This window comes from Balneola vulgaris DSM 17893, from assembly GCF_000375465.1.
GTDB lineage: Bacteria > Bacteroidota > Rhodothermia > Balneolales > Balneolaceae > Balneola > Balneola vulgaris.
The window spans coordinates 1-25424 of the sequence record NZ_AQXH01000003.1; the positions used below are offsets into that span (position 1 = coordinate 1).

Sequence of the window (25424 nt, forward strand, 5' to 3'; positions counted from 1 at the left end):
TCACCAAGCCTAAAATGTAATTCATTCACTATCCCATTAACTCTAAAAATACAACCACTATGAAATCACTTAAATCTCTCTTCGCCCTTATCGCATTTGTATCACTATCTATTGCTTGTAATTCTGTAACCGATGCTAACTTTGATGAAGCTTCTGAACCAACATTAGAACAAAACACATCTATTGCTAGCGGTAACGATTCTCAGCCAATTATTACAAAACCAAAAATGTGATTTAACGATTGTTTTCTTGGTAACTAGAACACTATAATTAGGCCAATGAATTAGTCAACATAAATGATCTTTTCCCTCTTAATCAGTCTTATTGCTTTTTTCACTCCTATTGACCCCTATTCGTCAATATCGGATCAAGTGAATACTTATATCAGCAATTATAAAGAGGGTGTAAATCCGCATCTCAATTTTTGGGGGCTTAATGAATTATACAGCTCCAATTGCGGCATTGAAAAGGATATTGAGCGAGCTATAGCCCAATCAGACGATCGTTTTATTCAGAGAATTTTTATTGACAACCCATGTGTTGACCAAAACACAGAACAAACTTTAAAAGCTAAACGTCTGAAAGATTATGCTCTTAAAACGGGTTCAAATGAAATTGCTCATCATTACATAACTCTATTTCCTCCAAACTCTGCTGAAGCAACAAAATTCATTTCAGAATATGCTGAAAAATGGAATTTAAGCTCCGCACCTCTAGAGTTTTTTAATAATACTACTCAAGCTGACCGTATTAACTTTGAAGCATTATTTCGTTCAGAGAATCTAATTTATATATATAATCTTGCTTTCAGTGATAATGTATACGCTTACTTTGATTCAAATACATTTAACCTAGCTTTTACTTCCCTACAAGAACGATTTGCATCTGGTATAAAGGATCCTTCTAATATAAATGAGTCCATTGGCTATTATGCCCTCATAAAACTCGCTTATGAACTCGATCAATATGATTTCATTAATAAGAAATTTGACGGCTTAGTTGAAGACTACCTTTATCCCAATTCACAAAAAAAAGTCGGGATATTAAGTGGTGTTGATTATTCCTTATCAGTATCTGGTAATTATTATGAGTCGCTCTATTTACAGCGCAACCAATTGTTACCCTTAGCACAGCACTATCAACAGTATGCTCGTATCGACTACACACTCCTTCGTCAAAGTGCTGCCCTATATGATTTGGGTAAATTTAAAGAAGCCAAAGAGATACTAGAGAAGCTATACAATGACGACACTACTCCCATACCCAAATCCCAGCTTTACAATAACTTGTCTCTTAGTTATCAAAAGCTAGGCGAAAAAAATAAATACACCTCTTTTTTATTACAGGCACTTCAAGAAATTGACACTAACCCTAATATAGAAGACCAGCAGGTCCTATATGATGTTAAAATGGGTCTCTATAGTAACTTATTTATTTACTATAACTCAATTGGTGATCCTAATAGCGCACTTCCTTTTATAGATAAGGCTCAATCTATAGCTATTGAAAATAATGACAAACTAAGTCTAGCTACAATTCATGCATACTTAGGTGATTACTACTGGGACACATTTAAAGATGTAAGAAAAGCTCTTGAAGAGTTTCAAAAAGCAGAGAATTTATTTGAAGACATAGATAATTATAGAAATAAAATGATGCTTTTATTAAATAAAGCATCCATGTTAATAAAGGTAGATTCACTTGATGCGGCTACACAAGTAGTTAATCAAATAAAAGAGTTCTCGTCTGAAAACTCAGAGACCCCTCATTACATAGAAGCACTTATTTATGAAGCGGAGATAGCTTCAATCAAAGGTAACCTGGCTGCTTTAAATGCTACTCTAAATGAGATAAGGCTTTATTCATTAAACAATTTAGCCTTTGAAATTCTTGTAAAGTACCACACTATTCAAGCTCAATATTTATTCAAAAGTGGACGTACACGTGAGGCATTTAATTACATCAATCCAATTGTGGATCAAATAATTGAAAGAGCTAAAAATAGTGTTGAATCTCAAACAGGGTTTTGGACCGTTGAACACGAATATTTAGAGGCATTTGAACTCATTATAGATTTATTAATGGAGCTGGATGACCTTCGTTCCGCTATCACCTACTTAGATCGACTTAAAACTATCAATGATGCATCTCTATATAATAACCCATTATTAAAGGCCAATAAGTTAACCGAAAAGGAATTAGATCTGGATAAAGAACTAACCGCCGAGATTCAACGCCTAAGAACACGTTACTTAAGTGCCAATGAAGAAAGTAAAGCACCCATCAAAACGCGCATCGATCAACTCTCCGCGCAAAAGCAAGAACTTCTAAATAAAGTAATAGATACTAATAGTGATCAATTCTTACCTATCTGGAAGCTTCAAACGCAGATTGATCAAAACGAGATGCTGATTCATTTTACAGAATTGAATGAGTATCTATACATGAGTTCAATTACCCAGAATAGCATTCGTCTTACTCGATTTGAGTTAAATGATCGTGTGGAAGGATATTTTAAAGATGCTGCAGACCAATTAGCATCAGGTAAGACCTCTTTAAATAGTTTATATAAGCTCTATACATTACTTCAGCTCGATGACATCCCTAAAGGTATAAATCAAATTGCTGTATTTCCTGACAACCAGTTGTATAGAATCCCATTAGAAGTATTACCCACATCGAAACCCAATTCAGATAAGAGTTTCGGGAGTACGAACTATTTAATTGAACGGTATAGTTTTAAATACTTCACCTCTTTAAAAGAATTTACGTTCAATAACAGATATACCAGGTCAAAATCACCTAAGGATTTTTCAGCTTTTGCCATTTCCTATTTTGATGATTTTAAAGAGAAGTCGTTGCCTTCTTTACCTTATGCTACAAGGGAAGTGCGCAATATACAGGCATCATTAGCCGCCTTTGACGATACCGAAGTGTTTATTGGAAATAATGCTACTGAAGCTGCATTTCAACAGGAATTGAGTAAATCGAAAATCATTCACATTGCTAGCCATAGCGAAGTTTCTGAACAAGATCCTTTGTTTTCAACCATCTATTTAAAATCAAATAATAGCAATTCAACAAGTTCGGAAGGTAATGCATTGTATGCCTATGAATTATTCGATGTTACTTTAAACAACGACTTAATAATGCTCAATTCATGTAGTTCGGGTTCGGGCAACTATATGCAAGGAACGGGTATCATGGGGATTAGTAGGGCACTACGCTATGCGGGGGCAAAGAGCTTGGCATTAAATATGTGGGTGGTAAACGATAAAATTGCCTCTGAATTTGCTACTAATTTCTACAGCTATCTTAATAGAGGCTATTCTAAAAGTACCTCTATGAGGCTAGCTAAAATCGATCAACTTAAGACTGGAAATGCTGATCCACATTTTTGGGGCGCATATACTTTGATTGGAAATCCAGCACCTGTAATTCGTAAACCAAAAAACTCGCAATTAGTATATCCTGTACTACTAATTGCGAGTTTATTAATTGGTTACTCTGTACGTCGAAAATCAGGGTATAAAACGGTTTAGTCTTCCATAGCGCTTAAAGCGTTAATATAACTTTTAGCTACACGACTGTATGCGCCATCAAGCTCATAAGCACTTTGAAATGCGAGCTTAGCCTTTTCAAGCTCATCTAACTGAAAGTATGTATTACCTAAAAACCAGTAGCCTTTCTCTAGAGTGCTATTTTCAATTTCATTCTGCCGAGTAACGGTTTCAAAACTATTTACTGCAGAATTATATTCTCCAGAATTGTATTGAATTGAACCTAAGGTAAGAGATAAATCAGCAACGGTAGTAGCATCTTTGGTAACGTTCAATTCGAATTCTAGAATTGATTTAGCTTCTTCGATATTACCATCAGCTGCAAGTTTAATGGCTTGTTTAACCACTTCGCTACTTACATTACCCGAGACTCCAGATTCACTTCTAACCACATCTAACCCAATTTCATTAATGGGTGTAAACTGGTTATTGGTAGAAGTAGAGTAGTTGATTGCACCGAACATACCCGCCACAATTAACACAACAGCAGCTGCTACATATGAAGCATACTTTCTGAGGGTGATTGCAGGAGAAGTTCTCTTGTTGCTTCTACTTTCCTTAATAATTGCTTTTAAATTGGCTACACTTTTCATGTAGTCGAGATAGTAATCATCCTGAATTAATTCGGCCCATAATTCATCGATTTCATCTTGTGCTAACATACCGTTAACATAAAGATCTATCTTCCTCTCTAACTCTTTGTTTTGTTTATTTTGTATCATTTTTTCTGATTTTTTCGACTCGCATAAAGTATTTCTATCACTATCAAGACTAACACACTTCAATCAAGCCCGGCACCATGTTGCTGATAATGAAGGAGATTGGAATTCGTTATTTTTTTCCTACTCCATTCGAAGGTAAAAGAGTGTTGGCAAAACCATTTGTTACAACAATGCACCCCTTAGATTATTAGAAAATTTTAAGAATTGATAATATTCTCTTTTTATGGACTTTTCAATAAAAATATTCGTCTTTTCATGTAACTATTTAAAGTTTTAGTAAACATATGACCACTGTAAAAAAACCGCTGTTTCTGCTATTCATCTTACTTCTATCATGCTCGAAAAATAACTCTAATAACATGAGTATTTCCGGCACCATAGATTACATAGGCGATGCAACAATTATTCTTAGCCCCGAGCCACTTCATTACAAATATTCTCCTAAACAAAACTATACGGCTACTATCAACGAGGAGGGGGATTTTAGTCTAGCAGTTCCTATAGAAAATCAGCCAATCATCTACTTACGCATAGAAGATGAATCATTTCCATTGATTGCGGATTCAAATGATGAAATAAACATTCAAATAGAACGATCAGATTTTCCACATAATCTTCAAATCCAATCCATGTACACTTCGGATTATGAAGCTTACCAAAATTACCTCAAAAGCATTGATGGTTTAGATAAACGCATTGAAAGTGAAATGAATGCTTATAAAGCAGGAGAGGAAAATGAAGCTATTGTGCTAAGTGAGCAAAAAATTAACCTAGCTAGTGAACACTTAGCTGGTACAAAGTTTTCATACTTAATTGATAAAGCCAAAGGAGAATTAGTAGTAAATAAAATTAAGTCGATTGAATACAGATTAAACTCTGACAACTTTGACGCAGCCACCGAACGTAAGAAGGTGTTAGCAGAAGCTCAGACGAATGGTGTATTTACACTTTCTTCTTTAAAGGCACAGCGCGCTGGAATTCGTGACATCACCCATTATTATGCTCGTACTTTCGGAATTTATGATAGTGTTAATGCTGAGTATGGAAAAGTTCTAGCGGAATATGATCTTAAACGAATCGCTTATGAGGAATTAAATAAACGTCGCTTAGAAGTAATCGATTACATCACGGATAGAGAAGCTGAAGCTTATGCCAGAATGTTTTTAGTAGCTGAAAGAATTGGTGAATTAGATATTGAAGTTGCTGAACCTAGTTACAACCAATACAAATCAGAGTTTTCAGATTATACTCGTTATGTTGATTTTTTAACCTATTTCTACAATGAAATTAAATCTGTTTCTCCAGGTCAACCCGCTATCCCTTTTAGTTTAAAAGATCAAAATGGCAATATTCATACCTTAGATGATTATAAAGGAAAATATGTGTTATTGGATTTCTGGGCTGGATGGTGCCAACCTTGTTTAGATGAATTTCCTGTAATGCATGAAATTTATGCTAAATTCAGTCGTGATGACTTCGAAATACTAGGCATTTCTACCGAAGTAGATAGAGATGTTTGGTTAACTGATATTGAACGATTTGAAATCCCTTGGCCTCAACTTTATGGAGGTAATGGTTTCGAGCAAGAAACTTTTAAAGCTTATAAAGGCGGAGGCATCCCATTTTACATTTTAGTAGATCCTGATGGGAATATTTCACGCTATAACGACATCAGAGCTACATTTAACTTAGAAGAAGTACTTAACGAAAAAATAAATGATTAAAAATATTCGCCCAATTCTCCTACTTATCACTTTAAGTTTAGTAACCCTTGCTAGTTGCCAGAAAGAGCAAAACAAAGAGACAGAGGAAGCAGCAACCACTTCGTTTACAGACAAACAATTAGGGCAAATGATTGTAGTTGGTTTTAGAGGCACTGAAATCAACAAAGAAAGCGCCATTGTTCAAGATATAAAAAAGTATAACCTAGGTGGATTTGTGCTCTTCGATTATGATGTTGAACAGAAACAATATGGACGTAATATCACCGATCCAGATCAGCTGCTTCAGTTATCAAGTGCACTTGTAGGCTACTCCTCTACCCCACCCATCATCGCGATTGATCAAGAAGGTGGTAGAGTTGCTCGCTTAAAAGAAAGACAAGGGTTCCCAAAAACAGTATCGGCTCAATACTTAGGAGAAGTGGATAATGAAGACACTACCCGCGCTTATATCCGAACTATGGCACAAGAGTTTATGGTAGTAGGAGTAAATACTAATTTCGCACCCGTTGTTGATGTAAATACAAATCCAGACAATCCTGTTATTGGTAGTTTGGGAAGAAGTTTTTCTTCAGACCCTAATAAAGTTGCTGAACATGCTGGATATTTTATCGATGAATTCGACACGGAAGGTGTACTTACAGTATTAAAACATTTCCCTGGTCACGGAAGCTCTAACGAAGACTCACACCTTGGAGTGACCGATGTAACCAATACTTGGGATGAGAGCGAGCTTATTCCCTATAAAAAATTATTCCGTGAAAAAGAGATTCATGCAGTGATGACGGCCCATATTTTTAATGCCAATATTGATTCGGTATGGCCAGCTACCCTCTCCTCAAATACGATTAATGGATTATTACGTGACTCCCTAGGCTTCGAAGGGGTTGTTTTTTCCGATGATATGCAGATGAAAGCAATTGCGGATGAGTACGGTCTCGAAACCTCGATTGAACAAGCATTAAATGCTGGCGTTGACATTCTGATATTTGGTAACAACTTAGAATTCGATCCCAACATTGCTGAAAAAGCCATTAATGCTATTCAAAAACTCATAGCTGACGGACGAGTAAGTACAGAAACTATAGAACAAGCCTTAGCTCGAATCGACAAATTAAAACAAGATGTGATTGCGGAACTCTGCACATGCCTGAATTAAAAAACTCAGAAGTAATAGAAAGAACCGTCACTTATGTAAAAGGAAAACTTAGTGATGAAGGTTCTGGCCATGATTGGTGGCATGTTTACAGAGTGTGGAAGATGGCTAAAACCATTGCTATAAAGTATTCCTGCAATCTATTAGTAGTTGAATTAGCTGCTCTTTTACACGATATCGCTGATCATAAATTCCATAATGGAGACACTAGTATTGGTCCTAAAGTTGCCAAAGAATGGTTGAGTAGCCTAAAGGTTCCTGAAGAGATACAGGAGCATGTTGCTCAAATAATACAGGACTTATCATTCAAAGGAGCTCATGTTAAAACCCCAATGCAATCTATTGAAGGAGAGATAGTACAAGACGCCGATCGATTAGATGCAATTGGAGCAATTGGTATTGCTCGCGCCTTTGCCTATGGGGGCCATGCATCAAGAGAACTATATAACCCTGAAGTCCCCCCTTCCCTTCACGATTCCTTTGACGCATATAAAAATGATAAAGGTCATACGATTAATCACTTTTACGAAAAATTGTTTTTATTGAAGGATAGATTAAATACTGATGTAGCAAAAGAAATAGCGGTAGAGCGTCATCAATTTATGAAAGAATACGTAGACCGATTTTTACAAGAATGGGAAGGTGAACTTTAATTGAGGAACAAGATTTATGGAATATACCAATGAGTACTATCGACAAGCATTCAAAACTGCTATTACAGATTTACACACGCTGTTAGAAGGTGTGGATGATCCAACTTTTAGCACGGCTCCTGCGCCAGGAAAATGGTGTATAGGCGAAATCATTAGTCACCTAAACATTACGGCTGAACGTTATCTCAAGATTATGGAAGCAGCTTTAAATGACGATTCTCTACCGAAGAAAAATAACTCCAAGCCCTATACTCATCCTATTCATATTCGCCTATTTATAAAAGTGGTAAGTCCTGAGTATAAACGAAAAACACCCACTGTGGAAAGCTTCGAACCAGTAAGCATACAACAGATTCAAAGTGAACAACTCGTTAATGATTTTGAAGCCTATCAAAATCGATTTTTAGCACTCATTGAAAAGGCTGACAATAAAGATCTACACCTAGGAAAAATCAAAGTTCGAAACCCTGTGGTGAACTTTATAAAAATGAGTTTAAGTGCTTGTTTTGCTATAAACGAAGCTCATCAACGGCGACACTTCGATCAGATTAAAAACATTCTACACTCTTCAAAGTGATAATCTGTTTATAAACTCAGTTCCTACAATTGCTTAACTAATTTCAGGCAGGAATTAATACTCCGATTGTTATTCTTTCATTTGCTATACACATATATTGTACATATAATTTATGTTATAATATTTAAGCCTAGAAGGACATGAGTGATAGTTCACTAATAGCAAAATCGAATGCTTCAAATTCAAAAAAATTACTGAAGCTAACTAGTACATTAGAGACTGGATTTCCTTCACCTGCAGCCGACCATTTAGAACAAGCGCTATGCCTCGAAGATTTGGTTGTGTATAGGCCCTCAGCAACATTTTATGTTAGAGTGGAAGGGAATGCAATGAAGAAATCTGGAATTCATCATGGAGATATACTAATCGTTGATCGATCTATTTCAGTGAAACATGGTGCCATCATAGTGACAACAATAGAGGATGAATCGGCCATACGACGATTTGTAACCCAAGGAGATCGGAATTATTTAGTCTCGGATGACGTATCTCTTTCCCCTATTCTGTTAGATCATCAAGTAGAGTGGACTATTTGGGGAGTAATTACCCACGTTATTCATAAATGTAGCTATTGAAAAGATTATGGATTCAGAGGTTCAAATTGAGGGCAAAGCCTTCGCAATGGTTGATTGCAACAACTTCTATGCATCATGTGAACGAGTATTTAACCCATCTCTAATAGGCAAACCTATTGTAATACTCTCAAATAATGATGGTTGCGTAATTGCGCGATCGCAAGAAGCCAAGGACTTAGATATACCCATGGGTGCGCCTGAGTTTAAATATCGATCGTATTTTAAAAAACATGGGGTAATTGTAAGATCATCTAATTATGCTCTTTATGGCGACATGTCGAATCGAGTGATGGATATATTAAATCAACTTACAAACCATATTGAAGTTTATAGTATCGATGAAGCTTTTGCAGAAGTTTCTAGTAATGTGATAGGTGATCTCACCGAATACGGACATTTAATAAAGAAAACCATCTATCAATGGACAGGCTTACCTGTTTCGGTAGGAATAGCGCCGAGCAAAACACTTGCTAAGATTGCGAATCATGTTGCCAAGCAGCATGCTGAATGTTCTGGCGTTCTTTATTTTTCAAGCCCCTCAAAATCAGATTCTTTTTTAGCTGAGATTCCTGTTCAGGGTATTTGGGGCATCGGAAAAGGATTATCTGTGCGGTTAAATAAATTCAATATCCTAACTGCACTCGATTTGAAAAAGACTATATCGAATCGAAAATGGGTACGGAAGCATTTACATGTAACGGGGCTCCGTACCGTTTTAGAACTGAATGGAATCCCTTGTTTGGAATTGGGAGAGGCGCTGGAGACAAAAAAGGGAATTATTAGCTCTCGTATGTTTGGCAAACCTCTTTTCGATTTAGATTCTATTCAACAAGCTGTTGCTACTTTTACCTCAAGAGCTGCTGAAAAACTACGTGCTCAAAAATGTGTAGCTTCGAACATTCAACTCACATTAATTGGTGATAAATATGCTAACTTAAAGGGTCAGTATAAGTACAGCTTAGGCACCACTTTGAAAGTTCCCACTGCAAATACACCAACCTTAACTCAAATCACAAAAGAGTTAGCGAATCAATTGTATTTAGAAAATACTAAGTACAAAAAAGCAGCGGTATCTCTCACTGGAATTGTACCAAATACTGATGTTCAAATGGATTTATTTGATCCACATTTGTACACTCAACAGCAGTTTGATTTGATGGAATGTGTAGACCAAATCAATACTAAATTTGGCCGAAATAAAGCCGCATTTGCATCCACAGGATTGCATCATAAAAAGAGTCATAAAAACACATGGCTCATGAATCAGAATTATCTTAGCAAACGATACACCACTCGCTGGAATGAGTTAATGATTGCTAAAGCAAAATAACCCTATGTCGCTCTTACTAATAGCCCCAAATCGAGACTTATCGCCCCTTAAAGAGGAATTACTAGCCCTAGATCCAAACCTAGATTTGGATATTTGGCCAGCTGTTAATAATAAAGAACGAGTTACTTTTGCCGTTACATGGAATCATCCTAAAAACACTCTGAAGCAGTATCCAAACTTAACAGCTGTATCTTCATTAGGTGCCGGTATAAATCATCTATTAAGCGACCCTGACCTTTCAGATAAAACTACTTTAGCTCGCTTGATTACCCCTTCTTTAAAGAAGCAGATGGGAGAATATGTGTTAACTGCAGTGCTATCCTACAGAACCCATATTCCTAAATATGTAGATCAAAAAAGAGAAGCACATTGGGGGGCAAAAAGTCTTATCCCTAAAGAAGATTGTACCATTGGTATTATGGGCCTTGGTGAGATGGGTGAGACCACAGCTCGCACGCTAGTTGCAAATGGATATAAGGTTTTAGGCTGGTCAAGAACAGCTAAAAATATTGATGGGGTTAGCTCATTCACGCACGATGAGTTAGATAGCTTTTTATCTCAAACTAATATACTCGTATGTCTTCTCCCTTTAACTCCTGAAACTGAAAGTATTCTTGATCTTGAGCTTTTCAAAAAACTTAAGTCTCCCTCTTACTTAATTAATGTAGGTAGAGGCCAGCATTTGGTTGAAGAAGATTTGATTTACGGTATCGACACTGGAGCATTGGAAGGAGCTTGGTTGGATGTATTTGAGCAAGAGCCATTACCTAAAAATCATTTATTTTGGAATCGTCCATCCATCATGATTACCCCACATATCGCTTCCGTCACAGATCCTAAAGAAGCAGCAGAAATGATCTTAGAAAATTATAAGCGGTCATTATCAGGGCAGGAGCTTATCAATGAAGTGGATCGTACTAAGGGATATTAGACAAACCAGCGTGTGATATAATACCCAATCCATACGCTTATAATCCCGATAGTTACTTGGCCAAGTGTATACCACAAGCCTAACCAAAGCGCGCCGTCTTTGAAGAGTAATAGACTATCGTTTGCAAAAGTTGAGAAGGTTGTGAATCCGCCTAGTAATCCTATAAATAAAAACAGGCGGATTTCAGTGGATAGCCATTCTTTATTTTGAGTGAAACCGGCTAACAAGCCAATTAAAAGGCACCCAAGTACATTTACAACAAAGGTGCCATATGGGAAATCACTATGCTCAAAATGACTTTGAACATAGTTTGAGAATAGATAACGAGAGGTAGCTCCTATGAAGCCCCCTGAGCCAATTGCTAAAATTTTTATTAGCTCTGCTTGCACTCTTATTGAACCTTCACAGGATGAATCCAGCCGTATGGATCTTCAACTCGGCCATACTGCATTCCCGTAATTTCATCGAATAAACGCTTCGCAAAATCACCAATTTTACCTGTGCCAATATTAATGGTTTTTCCTTGGTGGTGGATACGTCCTACAGGTGAAATTACTGCCGCTGTACCAGAACCAAATACTTCTTTGAGTGAACCATTTTCTGAAGCTTCAAATACTTCATCAATCGTGATCTTACGTTCTTCAACTTTGTAACCCCAATCTTTAGCCAATTGGATTACAGAACGACGTGTTATACCTGGTAATATCGAACCTGTAAGTTCTGGAGTGATTACTACATCGTCTATTAAGAAGTGTATGTTCATGGTACCTACTTCTTCAATGTATTTTCGTTCTTTGGCGTCTAACCAAAGCACCTGTGTATATCCTGCTTCTTGAGCCTCTCTAGCAGGCAGGAAACTTGCTGCGTAATTACCAGCAGTCTTAGCCTCACCGGTTCCACCAACAACTGCTCGTACATAATTATCCGTTGTGGTTAATGAAACAGGGTTAAAGCCTTCAGGATAATAAGCGCCTACAGGTGAGGTAATAATGTAGTAGCTGAACTTATTCGATGAACGTGCTGCTAGTAAATCATCCGATGCAAAAATAAAGGGACGAATGTATAAAGCCGTTCCTTCTTTTTTAGGAACAAATTGGTGATCTAGCTTAATCAGTTCTTCTAGTCCAACAATAAAAGTCTCATAATCCATTTCAGGAATACACATTCTTCGAGCGGTGTTATTTAACCGTTCAAAGTGAACTTCTGGTCTAAACAAATGAATGGTTTCTTCATCCACATAAAAGGCTTTCATGCCTTCAAAAATAGCCTGCCCGTAATGTAATGAATTCATGGCGGGAGTAATCTCGATAGGTCCATATGGCTTAATTACTGGAGTACTCCAAGCACCATTCTCATATTCCATAACCACCATGTGATCCGAAAACTTGCGTCCAAAAACTAAATTATCGAAGTCAATTTCATGGATTTTACTATTCTGGACTGGTTCTATCTTAATTCTCGATGATGTCATTAGTTCATTCATAATACGATCAAAATAATATCTATTTATTCAAGGGACGGGCCATTATGCTGAATAACATAATCACCTTATACCTTATATTTTTGTATCCTTAACCTCTAAGTCCCTCTTTCTCAAAACGAGTATAAATATAAAAAATTCTAGGATGGATAACTTTAAAAGATGTGAATGGGCGGATCAGCAGTTTGAAGAATATGAGGCCTATCATGATAAAGAATGGGGCGTACCTGTTTATAATGACCAGGTTCATTTCGAGTTTTTGATCCTAGAAGGCGCCCAAGCAGGCTTAAGCTGGTCAACTATCTTAAAAAAGCGAGAGGGTTATAGAAAGGCTTTCTCAAACTTTGATGTTCAAAAAGTTGCCCGATACGATGAGCATAAAATTTTAGAACTAATAGAATTTGAGGGTATCGTCAGAAATAAGCTTAAAATTCGAAGTGCCGTTACCAACGCTCAACACTTCATAGAAATTCAGAATGAATTTGGCTCATTTAGTGATTACATATGGAGCTTTGTTGATGGGAAACAAATTGTGAATTCTTGGACTTCTTTAGACCAAGTTCCGGCTACAAGTGCGGAATCAGATGCGTTGAGTAAAGATTTAAAGCAGCGAGGGTTCAAATTTGTGGGTAGCACAATCATGTATGCACATATGCAAGCTTGTGGTCTTGTTAACGATCATACCATTGATTGTTTCCGTTATGAAGCTTGTAAGCAGTAGCTAAATATTGGTGTACAGGATGTAAGCTCCCATCACCACTAGAAAATAGCCAAACCCTTTCTTTAGGCTTTTTTGAGAGATTTTAGCTCCCACTTTATTTCCTACAAAGCTACCAACTGCACCAATAAGTGTGAAAACAACTATTAGATCCCAATTAATATGAAGGTTTTCGGCCGCTAATACATCAATGTATTTAACAAAACCTATGGAACTCTTCATGGTAATGATGATAAGACTTGTTCCCACGGCTAAACGCATTGAGAGTCCACCAAAAATTACCAATGCAGGGATAATCAAGAAGCCCCCACCTACTCCAACGAGACCAGTTAACACTCCCACTATTAATCCTTCAAGAATTAGCACCCAATTTGAAACGCTTATTGGGTCTTTCTGATCTAAGTCCTTTCGGTCTTTGATCATCATAAAGGCTGCTATAACCATCACTGCAGCGAAGAGTAGCAATTGCACTTGCCCACTAACGAATTGAGATAAAGCAGCTCCCCCGTAGGTACCAGCCATCCCTGGAATTCCGAAGTAAATCAGGCTTTTCCAATGCACTTCTTTCTTAACCGCATAGGGAATAGCTCCTATTAAGCTAATCCCTGCAACTATACCCAAGGACTCGGCGATAGCAAGTTTCTCAGGCTCACCTACTAGATAGAGTAGAATTGGCACAGTGAGGATAGAACCACCTGAGCCTAATAGGCCGAGTGATATTCCTATTACTAAGGCTCCACACCATGCCCAAAACATTACTTATCTCCTACTAGTAGATTGTTCTGTTTTAACCAAGGGTCTACGGCATCATTAACGTAGTACACCGTGATATCTTCACTTTCGAGTAGTGCACTTGCCACTGCAGCCCTCGCCCCTGATTTACAATGCACTAGCACTGGTTTATCAGTAGGTACTTCATCTATACGATCTAACAGTCGTGTATGTGCAATATTAGATGCCTCTGGGTGATGACCTTCATTAAACTCTGATTGCTTGCGGACATCAAGAATATGAACCTCTCTCTCATCCACCATTTTTTCTAAATCCTCAAAATCGATAATCGGAGTTTTAAACAGTTCTCCACCTTCAGATGCAAAGCTTTCAAGTTCACTTGGAGTACTGAATCCTTTAATATTATCCAGACCAATACGGATTAGATCTATTACCGCTTCTTCTACATGATCTTCTTCAATAATGAGATATATGTCTTGGTTCTCTTTTACATAAGAACCCACTACGGTATTAAAAGTTTTATTGAAAGGCGCATAGAGAGAACCTTGAATATGTCCATTCATGAATGCTTCTCTATCCTTTCGAGCATCAACAATTACAGCGTTCGAAATTCTTGAAGCCCCTATTAGGCTAGTTACTTTCATGAACTCTGGAGATGGAATACCAGAAAGCAATTTTGGTCCAAGCTTATTATCCTTTTTCATTCGAGCGAAATACAATGGTGGCTCTGGTTGGCCATCCAAAATGTAATCTACAAAGTCTTGTTCCGTAATGGTTGCTTTAATGGAACCATTGAATCGTTGCTCGTAACCAACTGTTGATTCAGGTATAGCCCCTAGCGCTTTACCACATGCACTTCCTGCACCATGCCCTGGCCAAAGCTGTAGATATTCAGGCATTGTTTTAAATTTCTCAAGAGACTTATATAAAACCTTAGCTGATTCTTCCATCGCCCCTGCTTGTCCGGCGGCTGTTTCTAACAAGTCTGGCCTTCCTACATCTCCTACAAAAACGAAATCACCGGATAACACTCCCATTGGTTCATCAGTTGTTGCACCATCCGTAACCTGAAACATCATATGCTCTGGAGTATGTCCTGGTGTGTGAATTGCTTTGAATCGAATATTTCCGATCGAAAACTCATCTCCATCCTTCAATAAATGATGGTTGTATTCACTACCAATCACCCATTCATACTTCCAGTCTTTGTCGCCTTCATCCGACACATAAACTTTAGCACCTTCTTCAGCGAATTCTCTTAATCCTGATAAATAATCAGCATGAATATGAGTTTCGGCGGCAGCTATAATTTTTAAATTATGCTTTGCAGCTACTTTTTTATACCTATCAATATCACGCATCGGGTCTATTACAATGGCTTCTCCGCTACGTTGGCATCCAATGATGTAGGCGTATTGCGCTAATTTCTCTTCAAAAATTTGTTCAAAAAACATGTGTTAACCTCTTTATTAATGCGGCAGTTTATGTTGTAACATGCCATATACAGCAGCGCCTAAAATAGCACTTAGTAAAGGCACAAAAAATATCAAATATCCACTTCCTACTAGAGCATACATTGGCCCAGGGCAAGCTCCTGTTAGCGCCCATCCTAAACCAAAAATGGTGCCTCCAATGACATAACGCTTAGTTATAGAATTATCTTTGTCTTTTATGACGATGGGCTCACCATAAACATCTTTCAATTGAAGCTTTTTAATCATAAATGTTGCGAGCATACCAGTAAGCACAGCTAAACCGATTACCCCATACATATGAATTGAATCGAAGTAAAACATCTCTTGAATTCTAAACCAAGACACTACTTCCGACTTCACAAGAATAAAACCAAATACGCTACCTGTTAATAAAAATCTCATCTTAAAGTCCTCCTAATAAGTTCGGTAGTATAAAGTGCGCGGTTATCAAACCACCTATAAAGAAACCAATTACAGCAATGAGTGATGCTTTCTGTAAAGTGGCCAATCCTGTTATTGCGTGCCCTGAGGTACATCCACCCGCATAGCGAGCACCAAAGCCAACCAATAAACCACCTAACAAGAGCAATATTAAACCAGGAACAGTAAATACATTTCCCCAACTAAATAGCTCAACAGGCACTAATCCTTGAAAATCACTTATGCCCCAGCTATTTAATACGCTTACAGTACTAGAAGATATATCTACTGAATACCCTTCTGGTGTAGTTAATTGGGCTAAAACACCACCAATGATGATTCCAAGAACGAATTTTAGATTCCAACTTCCTGCTTTCTTCCAATCATAATTGAAGTAGTCAATCTTTTTAGCCGACGGTATTACGGATGCACATACATGGCGAAAGCTTGATGATACACCGAATGTTTTATTACCTATGTATAATAAAAATGGTAATAGTAACCCGATCAGAGGGCCTGCTATATACCATGCAATGGGTTGTTGTATGAGTTCAATCATTTATTTTCTCGTTTATTTGATTCGCACCAAACTTATCACTTATATTTGATTTGTTACAACATGTTATAACAAGTTAATAAACTCACCACATTTTCCGCTAGATATGGCCCCAAAAGCACAATACGAGCGCGTACATGAACAGCTAAAAAAAGAGATCGTTGAACAGGCATTTAAGCCCGGAGACAAGCTTCCTTCTGAAAAGCGACTATGCGATTATTTTAAGGTAAGCCGTGTAACAGTACGCCATGCACTTCAACAACTTGAACACGAAGGTTTGATTTACAGAAAGCAAGGGGTGGGCGCTTTTGTAGCAGAAAAACGAATGCATCAATCTATTGTTCAACTTACCGACTTCTCTGAGGACATGAAGCGAGCGGGCTATAAAAGTTCATCCCGATTAATTGATCTAAAAAAAGTAAAAGCTGACAAGTTTATAAACTCTGTACTCGAACTTAAACCCGATGCTCCGCTTATTAAAGTTGATCGTGTACGATTAGCGAATAATAGGCCCATAGCCTTTGATGAAACTTGGTTACCTGCTAGTTATGGTCAATTATTATTCGACGAAGACCTTACCAATCAAACGATCTACCAAGTATTTGAAGATAAATATGACATTCCCATTATTGGTGGGCGGTATAAGATCACAGCAACTTGTGCCAGTGAGTATATAAGTTCTCAATTAGAGGTGCCTGAAGGAGAAGCAGTTTTGGAAATAGATCGATGTTCGAGAACCACTGGAAATAAAAAAATATATTTCCAAAAAAGGTACAACAACCCCGCTTTCATCTCGTACGAATTGGAGTTGCTCCGGAATGAAAACTCCGACGAACTAACAAAGCATGAATTAGAGCTCAGAGAATTTGTCCCAAAATTTTATGCAGAATAGCATTGACAAATTCATTTTAAAGTTCATCTTATTCATAATAAATAACTACTTAAACACTCACTAAATACTAAACAATGAGAGTAAACTACGCTACCATAAGAATGGGGTTAGCTTGTATAATACTAGCGCTCACTGCTCTTCCAACACAGGCACAAAACCTTGAAGAGTTTGAAAAGAAAGTCACTGAGTTCACACTCGATAATGGCTTGCACTTCATCATCATTGAACGACATGAAGCTCCTGTTGCCAGTTTCTACACCCACGTTAATGTTGGGGGAGTAGACGAACCTGTTGGCAATACAGGCATCGCTCACATATTCGAGCATATGGCCTTTAAAGGCACAAAATATATCGGTACCAATAACTGGGAAGAAGAAAAAGAAGTTATCGATGCTATGGATCAAGCTTACAAAGCTTGGCTATATGAAAAGTTTAGTCCTAATAGTAACGATGAAAAACTTGCTGAACTATGGGCTAAATTTGAAGAATACCAAGAAAAAGCAAAAACCTATGTAGTGAATAATGAGTTCTCACAAATTATTCAGAACAATGGGGGAACGGGATTAAACGCATCAACAGGTGCAGATTTAACCAATTATTTTTATAGCCTACCTTCTAATAAAGCGGAATTATGGTTCAATTTAGAAGCAGACCGTTTCAAGAATCCAACTTATCGTGAATTTTATGTGGAAAAGGAAGTGGTTCGTGAAGAACGAAGAATGCGTACAGATTCGAACCCTATTGGAAAGCTTGTTGAAGAGTTCTTAGCTGTGGCCTATACCGCACATCCTTATGGAAGACCTGTAGTAGGCTGGGACTCTGATATTACCGCTACAACTATCGAAGATGCGCGTGATTTTTACGACAAATACTATGTACCAAGCAACATCACCATAGCTATTGCTGGCGACGTAGATCCGAAAAGAATGAAGAAATTAGCTGAAACCTATTTTGCTGATTTTAGAGGAAAGGGAGTACAAGCGCCACCGGTAACAACGGTAGAACCTCCTCAACGTGGTGAACGCAGATTCACTATTGAAGGTAATTCTCAGCCGGTTATGCTGATTGGATATCATGGTGTATCCGATACTCACGAAGACTTCGAAGCACTGAACTTATTGGGGAGCATTGTATCCTCTGGACGAACTTCAGTACTCTACAAAAAACTAGTAGAAGAAGAGAAGCTCGCTTTACAAGTATCAGCGTTTAATGGATTTCCTGGAACAAGATACGGCTCATTATTTCTGACTTTAGCTATTCCAAATCAAGGTATTGAGTTAGACACCTTAGAAACACGAATCTATGAAGAACTAGAAATCATCAAAGGTGGTTCTATTACCCAAGAAGAACTTGATCGTGCCAGAACGAATATCAGAGCAGGAATTATACGTGGTTTAGCAAACAACACTGGATTAGCGCTGAACTTTGCATCTACATACATGACTAAAGGCGACTGGCGAGATGTATTTAAACAACTCGAGAGATATGACGCTGTTACCCTTGAAGACCTTTCAAGAGTAGCAAATAAATACCTGGTTAAAGAAGCTCGCACTGTGGGAGCTACTGTAAAAGCTGACTCCTAATCCAAGACTTTAAAGATATGAATACGATCATGAAACGATTATTTATTACGGCCATAGCGCTCCTGATTACAGGAACGGTATCTGCCCAAAAACGATATGACGAAATAAAGTACCCTGAGCTTAACAAATTTGAAAAAGCAAAGGTTGAAGAGCTTAAACTAGATAATGGAATCACTTTCTATTTAGTTGAAGACAAAGAATTACCACTCATTCGCGTGAGTGCTGTTGTTCGTACAGGAAGTTTACTAGACCCAACTGGTAAAGAAGGCCTAGCAAGTATGGTGGGTGAACTTATGCGTGAAGGTGGATCTAAAAATTACCCTGCAGACCAACTGAATATACTATTGGAAGACAAAGCTGCTTTCATGAGCACTTCTATTGGTATGGGCTCTGGCAGTGCTTCGATGAATATTCTCAAAGAAGACTTCGATGAGCTCTTACCGGTATTCGTTGATCTGATTCAAAATCCGCTCTTCCCGGAAGAAAAAATTGAGCTTTCAAAAACACAACGTAAAAGTGGCATCTCTAGACGTAATGATGATCAAGCAACTATTGCGAACCGTGAGTTCAGAAACTTAATTTATGGTGAAGACTCCCCTCTTACGCGTCAATCTGAGTACGCTACAATTGATGCCATTAGCAGAGATGATTTAATCGCTTTTCATAAAGAGGCATTTGTTGGTAACAATCTCACCTTTGGTGTAATTGGTGATTTTGACACTAAAGACATGAAGCGAAAACTCAAAGAAGCTTTTGGAAGTCTAACCCCTGGTAGCAAAACAAATCTTGTATATCCTGATGTGAACTACAGTTACCCAAGCACTGTAAACTTGGTTGATAAATCAGATGTGAATCAGAGTTACATCCTTGTGGGACACATTGGTGGACTGCGTGAGAATCCTGATTATGCTAAACTACAGATGATGAACCAGATACTTGGTGGTGGCTTCGCTGGGCGTTTATTCCAGACTGTACGTACCGATTTAGGCTTAGCCTACGCTGTTGGTGGCGGATATGGAAGTAGTATTAATTACCCTGGTACTTTTTCGCTATTTGTTATGACCAAAAGCTCCACAACAGCTGAAGCTATTGACGCATTATTAGCAGAAGTGAAAAAACTTCAACAAGCACCCGTATCCCAAAAAGAACTGGATGATGCTCGTGATAGATTTTTAAACTCACTTGTTTTCCGATATGATAGCAAGAGTAAAATCTTAAATGAACGTATCAATAACACCTATAATGGTTTATCAGAAGATGCTTTCGATAAGTTTGTGGAAGATTTAAAGAAAGTGACCATTGCTGATATTCAAGAAGTAGCTAACCAATATATCAAGCCTGATCAGGTACAAATTTTGGTAGTTGGTAATGCGGATGAAATTGGTGATCAACTACAGAAATATGGAAATGTTAATGAAGTTGACATTTCAATTGAGCAGCCAAAATCTGATAAAGCAGTAGTTAGTGGCGATGCCGTAGCTGGCAAGCAATGGTTAAATAAAATGGCGGATGCTATTATTGCACCGGGAACCACCTTTAGTACCATTAAAAGTGTGAGTACACTTACTCAAGTAACACCAATGGGTGAGATGGAAATGAAAAATACTTCAACCATCTCTTATGTGGATTACAGCATGAGCTCTCAATTAGAAACGCCACAAGGTAATATTGAAATGGAGCTTAAAGATGGAAAAGGCGTGATGCGTATGATGGGGCAAGAACAACCATTACCTTCTGCTATGACGAATCCAATGATGGCTGAAATTAAAAATAGCTATATCAATATTGCATTGAATATGGATGATTTTAATGCTGAATTTTTAGGAACCGAAACCATCGAAGGTAAGGAGTATGCGGCTCTTAAAATCATGGGCACAACGGAAACCATCTTTTATTTGGATTCCCAAACAGCACTCCCTGCCTATTCAAAAGTGTCTACTTTTAATCCTCAAATGGGTAAAGAAGTGGAATCACTTACCAAATATTCCGATTGGAAAGTGAACAATGGTGTTGCCTATGCATATGCGCACGAAACAAAAGTTGATGGAACTGTGGCATCAAAAGTGAGCATTGAATCGGTAGAAACCAACTAAATGCTCATCTAAACGGAGCCGATATTTTAAGGCCTGATTTATTCATTGAATCAGGCTTTTTTATTTACTTAATTAATACATCCATTCAAAAAATATGATGTTATGAGTTTATGGGACAATGAATATCCAGCTAGCAGTGAATACGCGCATTTTTATGCCAATTATGTAAGTCTAGTACCTAAAAAGAATATCATCCACACATTGAATGAGCAAATGCATGAAGTGTATACCTTGATGAATGCGATCCGAGGGGATAAAGCTTTAGTTGCCTATGACAAAGGAAAATGGACGCTCAAACAGCTGCTGGGCCATATGATTGAAACTGAACGCATGTTTGCATTTAGAGCGCTTTCCTTTAGTAGAGGCGATCAATCAAAACTACCGGGCATGGATCAAGATGATTGGATGAAGCACAGTAACTACAACGAAAGAACTATTGCCAATCTTTGTAACGAATATTTAGCCGTTCGGACTTCAACCATCCATTTATTCGATAACATGACTCCAGAAATGATTAACCGAGAAGGTATTGCAAGTGATGTACCATTTACGGTTCGCGCTATAGCCTTTATCATTGCGGGCCATGAACGGCACCACCTTCAAGTGGTTCACGACAAATACTTACCCGATAACTAGATAATTACACTTTCCCTTTCCTGGACCGCTGCTAATATTTTTGGAATCAATGCTTCCGTATCACAAATTTCTGGGAGTTTTATAACCTCTCCTTTCTTTAACCAAAGCCTTAGTTGATCCACAAAATATGGGGATACATCATAGATGGCACTTGCACCCAGTTCTTCCAATGCCGTGGCATTACAAACTTGCTCGTATTGATTCTTGATAGGGATTACCAGCAATTTTTTACCTAAGTACATAGCCTCAGAAGGTGCCTCAAAGCCAGCTGAACATACTAGCCCCAAAGCACTTTCAAAGCTTTTTAGAAACGACTCATTCCCAACAGGATTTACCGTCACATTGCCTTTTACAAAACGGGATTCACAAGTCGGTGAGAATACTTCCCAACTAACCTCCTTAAGTTGACTAAAGAATGTTATGAGTGTTTCATGGTCAAACGCTGGCAAATACACCGTAACATGTGATCCAAGAGTTGGATTGAGTTTTTGAATGGATGGTCGCAATATTGGGGGCTCTATAAACTCATCATATCTACGGTAATGAGTACCAATGGCTGATGTACAAGGTGCGAAGTGCTTCATAACCCCTTCAGCCATCATAGATCTATTTAAAGGCCGAGGTGAGTTTGGACTTAAAAATGCCGCTTGATGACTTAATGCTAAACAAGGCATTTTAGCTAGTTGAGCTGCCCACGCTGTAACCGGTTCAAAATCGCTAACTACTAAATCATATTCTTTTACAGGGGTAGTTTGCACATCGTACATGAATTTGACCGGCTTTAATTTTTTTGCCGTTTCTAGTATATCAATAGCACCTTTATTGTCATAACTTAGGCTAATCCCTCTTCGTTGAAAGGTCACTTCCCCATCCACTTTCAAATTGAAGTTATATCCACTAATTAGAACATCCACTTCAGCTACTTTGCGCAATAGTGGTATTATAACTTGAGCTCTACTGATATGACCGTGACCGGTTCCTTGAATTCCGTATAGTATGCGCATCGTCTTTATTTATCCTATTATCATTTTATGGTCGGTTAACTGAGGGTGGAAAAGAGCGTTTATTTTGGGTGGATTTTCCATTACCACATCTTCTTCATATTTATACAAACTCCACTCCTGTCCATCATATTCGAGTGCAGTAAGGTTTTCTACCCAATCGCCTGAGTTCATATAAATCACAGAACCCTTTTCATTTTCATAGCCTCTGATTTTAGGTTGGTGAATATGCCCACACACTACATAGTCGTAGCCCTCATCTATGGCGAGGTCCATTGCAGTAATTTCAAAATCATCAATAAAGCTTACTGCGGTTTTAACACTGTCTTTAATCTTTTTTGACAGGGATAGTTTGCCGTACCCGAGTTTTACAGATAGATTATTAATCCATCTATTTAGTAGAATAAGTAACTCATAGCCATGCCCACCAAGTTTGGCTATCCATTTACTATACTTCATTGTTACATCGAAAATATCACCGTGGAAAAACCAAACCGATTCCCCATTCATCTCAAGTACTAATTTGTCGCGAATAAAAAGTGGGCCCAATTGTAAACTAGATACTTTTCGAAGTGTCTCATCGTGATTGCCCGTGAGGTAATAGATATCCACCCCATTCGTCATCATATTGATTAGGGTGCGAATCACGTGCATATGAGCTTCTGGCCAGTAGTATTTGCGGAAATTCCACATATCCACGAAATCACCATTTAAAATCACACGCTTGGGATCGATGGAGTTGAGATATTGCACTAATTCCACCGCATGGCAACCCACTGTTCCTAAGTGCACATCTGAGATTACAACGGTATCAAGTTTTCGCTTCATGTGTAGTAGATGAGTTTATTCACAATATCGCGGCTAAGTATTACCTCATCATATTCTCAGTATGAGTAAAAAGTAATCTATCTATTAAGGAACTGTTACCTAGGAAGTGGACTAAAGAGACAATGGTTGCAACGAATAGTGGCATCTTAACAACAGATTCGATTTTTTAAGACCAATCATTCACGAACTACAGTTATGACTAAAGAAGACGCACCCAAAATTGTACATGTTCATCTTCCTCAAAATGAAGCCTTCAAAACCACGCTTACGGCTGGAAAACACCAGATAATCTCGGATGAACCTACTTCTGTTCCTGAAGGACAAAATCTAGGCCCTGACCCTTACGACTTACTTTTGATGAGCTTAGGTACTTGTACGGCTATGACCATGAAGATGTATGCGAGAAGGAAGAAATGGCCTGTGGAAGATATCTACATTGAAATGCGACATCATAAAAATCATGCTAAGGATTGCACCGAATGTGAAGACCCTAGTTCAAAGATTGATACCATTGAGAAAGAAATTATTATTAAAGGCGATTTATCAGTGCAGCAATTAGATTCATTGATGGAGATTTCAAAAAAATGTCCGGTTCATCGAACACTTCTAAGTGACATCAGTATTGAAAGCACTTTAGCCGAACAGTAGGACGTGCTGAACCACTAGTTTTTCTTTTTACCCGACTGATATTTGTCGTGCAACCCTACCCCTTTTAAGATCATAGGGGTGCATTTATCAATTCTTGCAAAGCGTGTTTTTGCTTGTTTAGCTTGTGTGAAATAAATCAGATATCCTCTTTGGCGACCAGGAGTAAGCGCTTCAAAAGCATTTTTAAAATTTGGGTCGTCATTCATCCGCTCTAAAAGCTCTTCAGGATATGGCTCAGGTTCTTTTGTTTTCGGAACTTCTCTACCCTCTTCCTCGATTTGAATAGCGGACTGAATGAATGCCTTTACTTCAGATTCCAAAATCTTTAGAAATTCAATTTCAGTGATTTTCAGTATTCGTCCAGCCTGAGTTCTTTCCCCCGGTTTAGTAAGTAAGCCATTTGGGTTTGGGATAAGGGCACCTTTGAAAAAGCTAAGTGTGCAATATTCTTTAAAGGCACTGATCATCAATACATTTTTGCCGTTATGGGTGTAGCAGGGCACTCCCCATTTGCACGTTTCGGTTAACCCACATTCTAAAATCCATTTTCGTAGCAGGCTAAGTTCATTCACCCAGGTATGAATTTTACATTCAGGTGTGCCTCCTAGAGAGCAACGACCACAACCAACTACGAAGTAATCATCAACATTTGTATTCATCCCTTATCAATCCCAATTTTTGTGACTTTATGTATGCTATGCAGGTTTTCTAAGAATTTTCTCCATTTTTTTCCCGCGTGCCAACTCGTCTACTAATTTATCTAGATACCGAGCTTGTCGAGTTAAAGGAGTATCAATTTCTTCTATCCTATACCCACAAATTACCCCTTTAATTAAGGGTGCATGTTCATTTAAAGTAGCTCTTTCAAAAAAGGTCTCAAATGTTACATTTTTTTCGATTAGCTCCTGTACTTTTGCTTCATCGAAACCAGTTAGCCACTCAATAACAGTTAACAGTTCCTGCTCAGAACGCCCTTTCCTTTCTACTTTGGTAACATAGTGAGGATATACGGAAGCAAATGTCAGTTTGGCCACTCTCGCATCATGTTCAGGCGTAGTACTCATGGTCATAGATTATTAGTTAAAACCTCTCCTAATTAAGCAATAAGAGAAGCCTTCCTCAAATTATAAAATCGAT

General features: G+C 38.0%; 26 protein-coding genes. 15 read left to right on the forward strand and 11 right to left on the reverse strand.

Features of this window, described 5'->3' with window-relative positions; all coding sequences use genetic code 11:
- The first annotated feature begins 59 nt into the window (after window positions 1–59).
- Both B155_RS13930 and B155_RS0108700 read left to right on the forward strand, forming a co-directional pair.
- Window positions 60–233, forward strand: a complete 174-nt coding sequence (locus B155_RS13930) for a hypothetical protein (RefSeq protein WP_018127879.1) — start codon at window positions 60–62, stop codon at window positions 231–233.
- Window positions 234–296: 63 nt separating this feature from the next.
- Window positions 297–3542 (forward strand): CHAT domain-containing protein, encoded by a 3246-nt coding sequence (locus tag B155_RS0108700; RefSeq protein ID WP_018127880.1) that lies wholly within the window; start codon window positions 297–299, stop codon window positions 3540–3542.
- On the opposite strand, the gene B155_RS0108705 is transcribed toward B155_RS0108700, so the two are convergent.
- A complete protein-coding gene (locus B155_RS0108705; RefSeq protein WP_018127881.1) occupies window positions 3539–4282 on the reverse strand; it encodes a tetratricopeptide repeat protein in 744 nt (247 codons plus the stop codon). The two genes, B155_RS0108700 and B155_RS0108705, sit on opposite strands and share 4 nt — an antisense overlap.
- 359 nt (window positions 4283–4641) lie before the next feature.
- On the opposite strand from B155_RS0108705, the gene B155_RS13620 reads away from it, so the two are divergent.
- The 7 genes from B155_RS13620 (at window position 4642) to B155_RS0108740 (ending at window position 11225) form a co-directional block, all read left to right on the forward strand.
- Entirely contained in the window at window positions 4642–6006 is a 1365-nt protein-coding gene (locus tag B155_RS13620) for a TlpA family protein disulfide reductase (RefSeq protein WP_018127882.1), read from the forward strand.
- A complete protein-coding gene (locus B155_RS13230) occupies window positions 5999–7162 on the forward strand; it encodes a glycoside hydrolase family 3 protein (protein WP_018127883.1) in 1164 nt (387 codons plus the stop codon). The genes B155_RS13620 and B155_RS13230 overlap by 8 nt, the downstream gene beginning before the upstream one ends.
- Window positions 7150–7812, forward strand: a complete 663-nt coding sequence (locus B155_RS0108720; protein ID WP_018127884.1) for an HD domain-containing protein — start codon at window positions 7150–7152, stop codon at window positions 7810–7812. The genes B155_RS13230 and B155_RS0108720 overlap by 13 nt, the downstream gene beginning before the upstream one ends.
- A 16-nt stretch (window positions 7813–7828) precedes the next feature.
- Entirely contained in the window at window positions 7829–8389 is a 561-nt protein-coding gene (locus tag B155_RS0108725; RefSeq protein WP_018127885.1) for a DinB family protein, read from the forward strand.
- Between the two features lie 140 nt (window positions 8390–8529).
- Window positions 8530–8964, forward strand: a complete 435-nt coding sequence (locus B155_RS0108730; RefSeq protein WP_018127886.1) for a LexA family protein — start codon at window positions 8530–8532, stop codon at window positions 8962–8964.
- A gap of 7 nt (window positions 8965–8971) precedes the next feature.
- On the forward strand, window positions 8972–10294 hold the full coding sequence (locus tag B155_RS0108735) for a Y-family DNA polymerase (RefSeq protein ID WP_018127887.1): 1323 nt from the start codon (window positions 8972–8974) through the stop codon (window positions 10292–10294).
- A 4-nt stretch (window positions 10295–10298) separates the two neighbouring features.
- A complete protein-coding gene (locus tag B155_RS0108740) occupies window positions 10299–11225 on the forward strand; it encodes a 2-hydroxyacid dehydrogenase (protein ID WP_026167280.1) in 927 nt (308 codons plus the stop codon).
- Here B155_RS0108740 and crcB read toward each other — a convergent pair.
- Complete coding sequence (gene crcB / locus B155_RS0108745) at window positions 11222–11614, reverse strand: fluoride efflux transporter CrcB (RefSeq protein WP_018127889.1); 393 nt, start codon at window positions 11612–11614, stop codon at window positions 11222–11224. The two genes, B155_RS0108740 and crcB, sit on opposite strands and share 4 nt — an antisense overlap.
- Window positions 11615–11616: 2 nt before the next feature.
- Entirely contained in the window at window positions 11617–12708 is a 1092-nt protein-coding gene (locus B155_RS0108750) for a branched-chain amino acid aminotransferase (protein ID WP_018127890.1), read from the reverse strand.
- Between the two features lie 142 nt (window positions 12709–12850).
- Here B155_RS0108750 and B155_RS0108755 point away from each other — a divergent pair, with 142 nt between their 5' ends.
- A complete protein-coding gene (locus B155_RS0108755; RefSeq protein ID WP_018127891.1) occupies window positions 12851–13426 on the forward strand; it encodes a DNA-3-methyladenine glycosylase I in 576 nt (191 codons plus the stop codon).
- Here the strand turns inward: B155_RS0108755 and B155_RS0108760 are convergent, their stop codons facing one another.
- The 4 genes from B155_RS0108760 to B155_RS0108775 are packed head-to-tail and all read right to left on the reverse strand — an operon-like array spanning window position 13427 to window position 16609.
- Window positions 13427–14179, reverse strand: coding sequence for a sulfite exporter TauE/SafE family protein (locus B155_RS0108760; protein ID WP_018127892.1), 753 nt, complete (start codon window positions 14177–14179; stop codon window positions 13427–13429).
- Complete coding sequence (locus B155_RS0108765) at window positions 14179–15609, reverse strand: MBL fold metallo-hydrolase (protein ID WP_018127893.1); 1431 nt, start codon at window positions 15607–15609, stop codon at window positions 14179–14181. The genes B155_RS0108760 and B155_RS0108765 overlap by 1 nt, the downstream gene beginning before the upstream one ends.
- A 15-nt stretch (window positions 15610–15624) precedes the next feature.
- Window positions 15625–16032 carry a DUF6691 family protein gene (locus tag B155_RS0108770; protein ID WP_018127894.1) on the reverse strand — a complete coding sequence of 136 codons (408 nt, stop codon included), beginning with the start codon at window positions 16030–16032 and terminating at the stop codon, window positions 15625–15627.
- Window position 16033: 1 nt separating this feature from the next.
- Window positions 16034–16609: a YeeE/YedE family protein gene (locus B155_RS0108775; RefSeq protein ID WP_018127895.1), complete on the reverse strand. Its 576-nt coding sequence runs from the start codon at window positions 16607–16609 to the stop codon at window positions 16034–16036.
- 103 nt (window positions 16610–16712) lie between these two features.
- Here B155_RS0108775 and B155_RS0108780 point away from each other — a divergent pair, with 103 nt between their 5' ends.
- The 4 genes from B155_RS0108780 (at window position 16713) to B155_RS0108795 (ending at window position 21810) form a co-directional block, all read left to right on the forward strand.
- On the forward strand, window positions 16713–17498 hold the full coding sequence (locus tag B155_RS0108780) for a GntR family transcriptional regulator (protein ID WP_018127896.1): 786 nt from the start codon (window positions 16713–16715) through the stop codon (window positions 17496–17498).
- Window positions 17499–17572: 74 nt separating this feature from the next.
- Window positions 17573–19081 carry a M16 family metallopeptidase gene (locus tag B155_RS13235; protein WP_018127897.1) on the forward strand — a complete coding sequence of 503 codons (1509 nt, stop codon included), beginning with the start codon at window positions 17573–17575 and terminating at the stop codon, window positions 19079–19081.
- Window positions 19082–19110: 29 nt separating this feature from the next.
- Window positions 19111–21174 (forward strand): M16 family metallopeptidase, encoded by a 2064-nt coding sequence (locus tag B155_RS13240; protein ID WP_051069983.1) that lies wholly within the window; start codon window positions 19111–19113, stop codon window positions 21172–21174.
- A gap of 102 nt (window positions 21175–21276) precedes the next feature.
- A complete protein-coding gene (locus tag B155_RS0108795; RefSeq protein WP_018127899.1) occupies window positions 21277–21810 on the forward strand; it encodes a DinB family protein in 534 nt (177 codons plus the stop codon).
- On the opposite strand, the gene B155_RS0108800 is transcribed toward B155_RS0108795, so the two are convergent.
- The gene (locus tag B155_RS0108800) at window positions 21807–22814 is read right to left on the reverse strand and encodes a glycosyltransferase family protein (protein ID WP_018127900.1); all 1008 of its coding nucleotides are present in this window, start codon (window positions 22812–22814) and stop codon (window positions 21807–21809) included. The genes B155_RS0108795 and B155_RS0108800 overlap by 4 nt on opposite strands.
- Window positions 22815–22823: 9 nt before the next feature.
- On the reverse strand, window positions 22824–23639 hold the full coding sequence (locus tag B155_RS0108805) for a UDP-2,3-diacylglucosamine diphosphatase (RefSeq protein WP_018127901.1): 816 nt from the start codon (window positions 23637–23639) through the stop codon (window positions 22824–22826).
- 195 nt (window positions 23640–23834) lie between these two features.
- Between B155_RS0108805 and B155_RS0108810 the strand changes: the two genes are divergently transcribed.
- Window positions 23835–24287 (forward strand): OsmC family protein, encoded by a 453-nt coding sequence (locus tag B155_RS0108810; RefSeq protein WP_018127902.1) that lies wholly within the window; start codon window positions 23835–23837, stop codon window positions 24285–24287.
- 14 nt (window positions 24288–24301) lie between these two features.
- On the opposite strand, the gene B155_RS0108815 is transcribed toward B155_RS0108810, so the two are convergent.
- Window positions 24302–24946, reverse strand: a complete 645-nt coding sequence (locus B155_RS0108815; protein WP_018127903.1) for a YdeI/OmpD-associated family protein — start codon at window positions 24944–24946, stop codon at window positions 24302–24304.
- Window positions 24947–24982: 36 nt separating this feature from the next.
- Complete coding sequence (locus tag B155_RS0108820; RefSeq protein WP_026167281.1) at window positions 24983–25351, reverse strand: DUF2200 domain-containing protein; 369 nt, start codon at window positions 25349–25351, stop codon at window positions 24983–24985.
- Window positions 25352–25424: the final 73 nt, after the last annotated feature.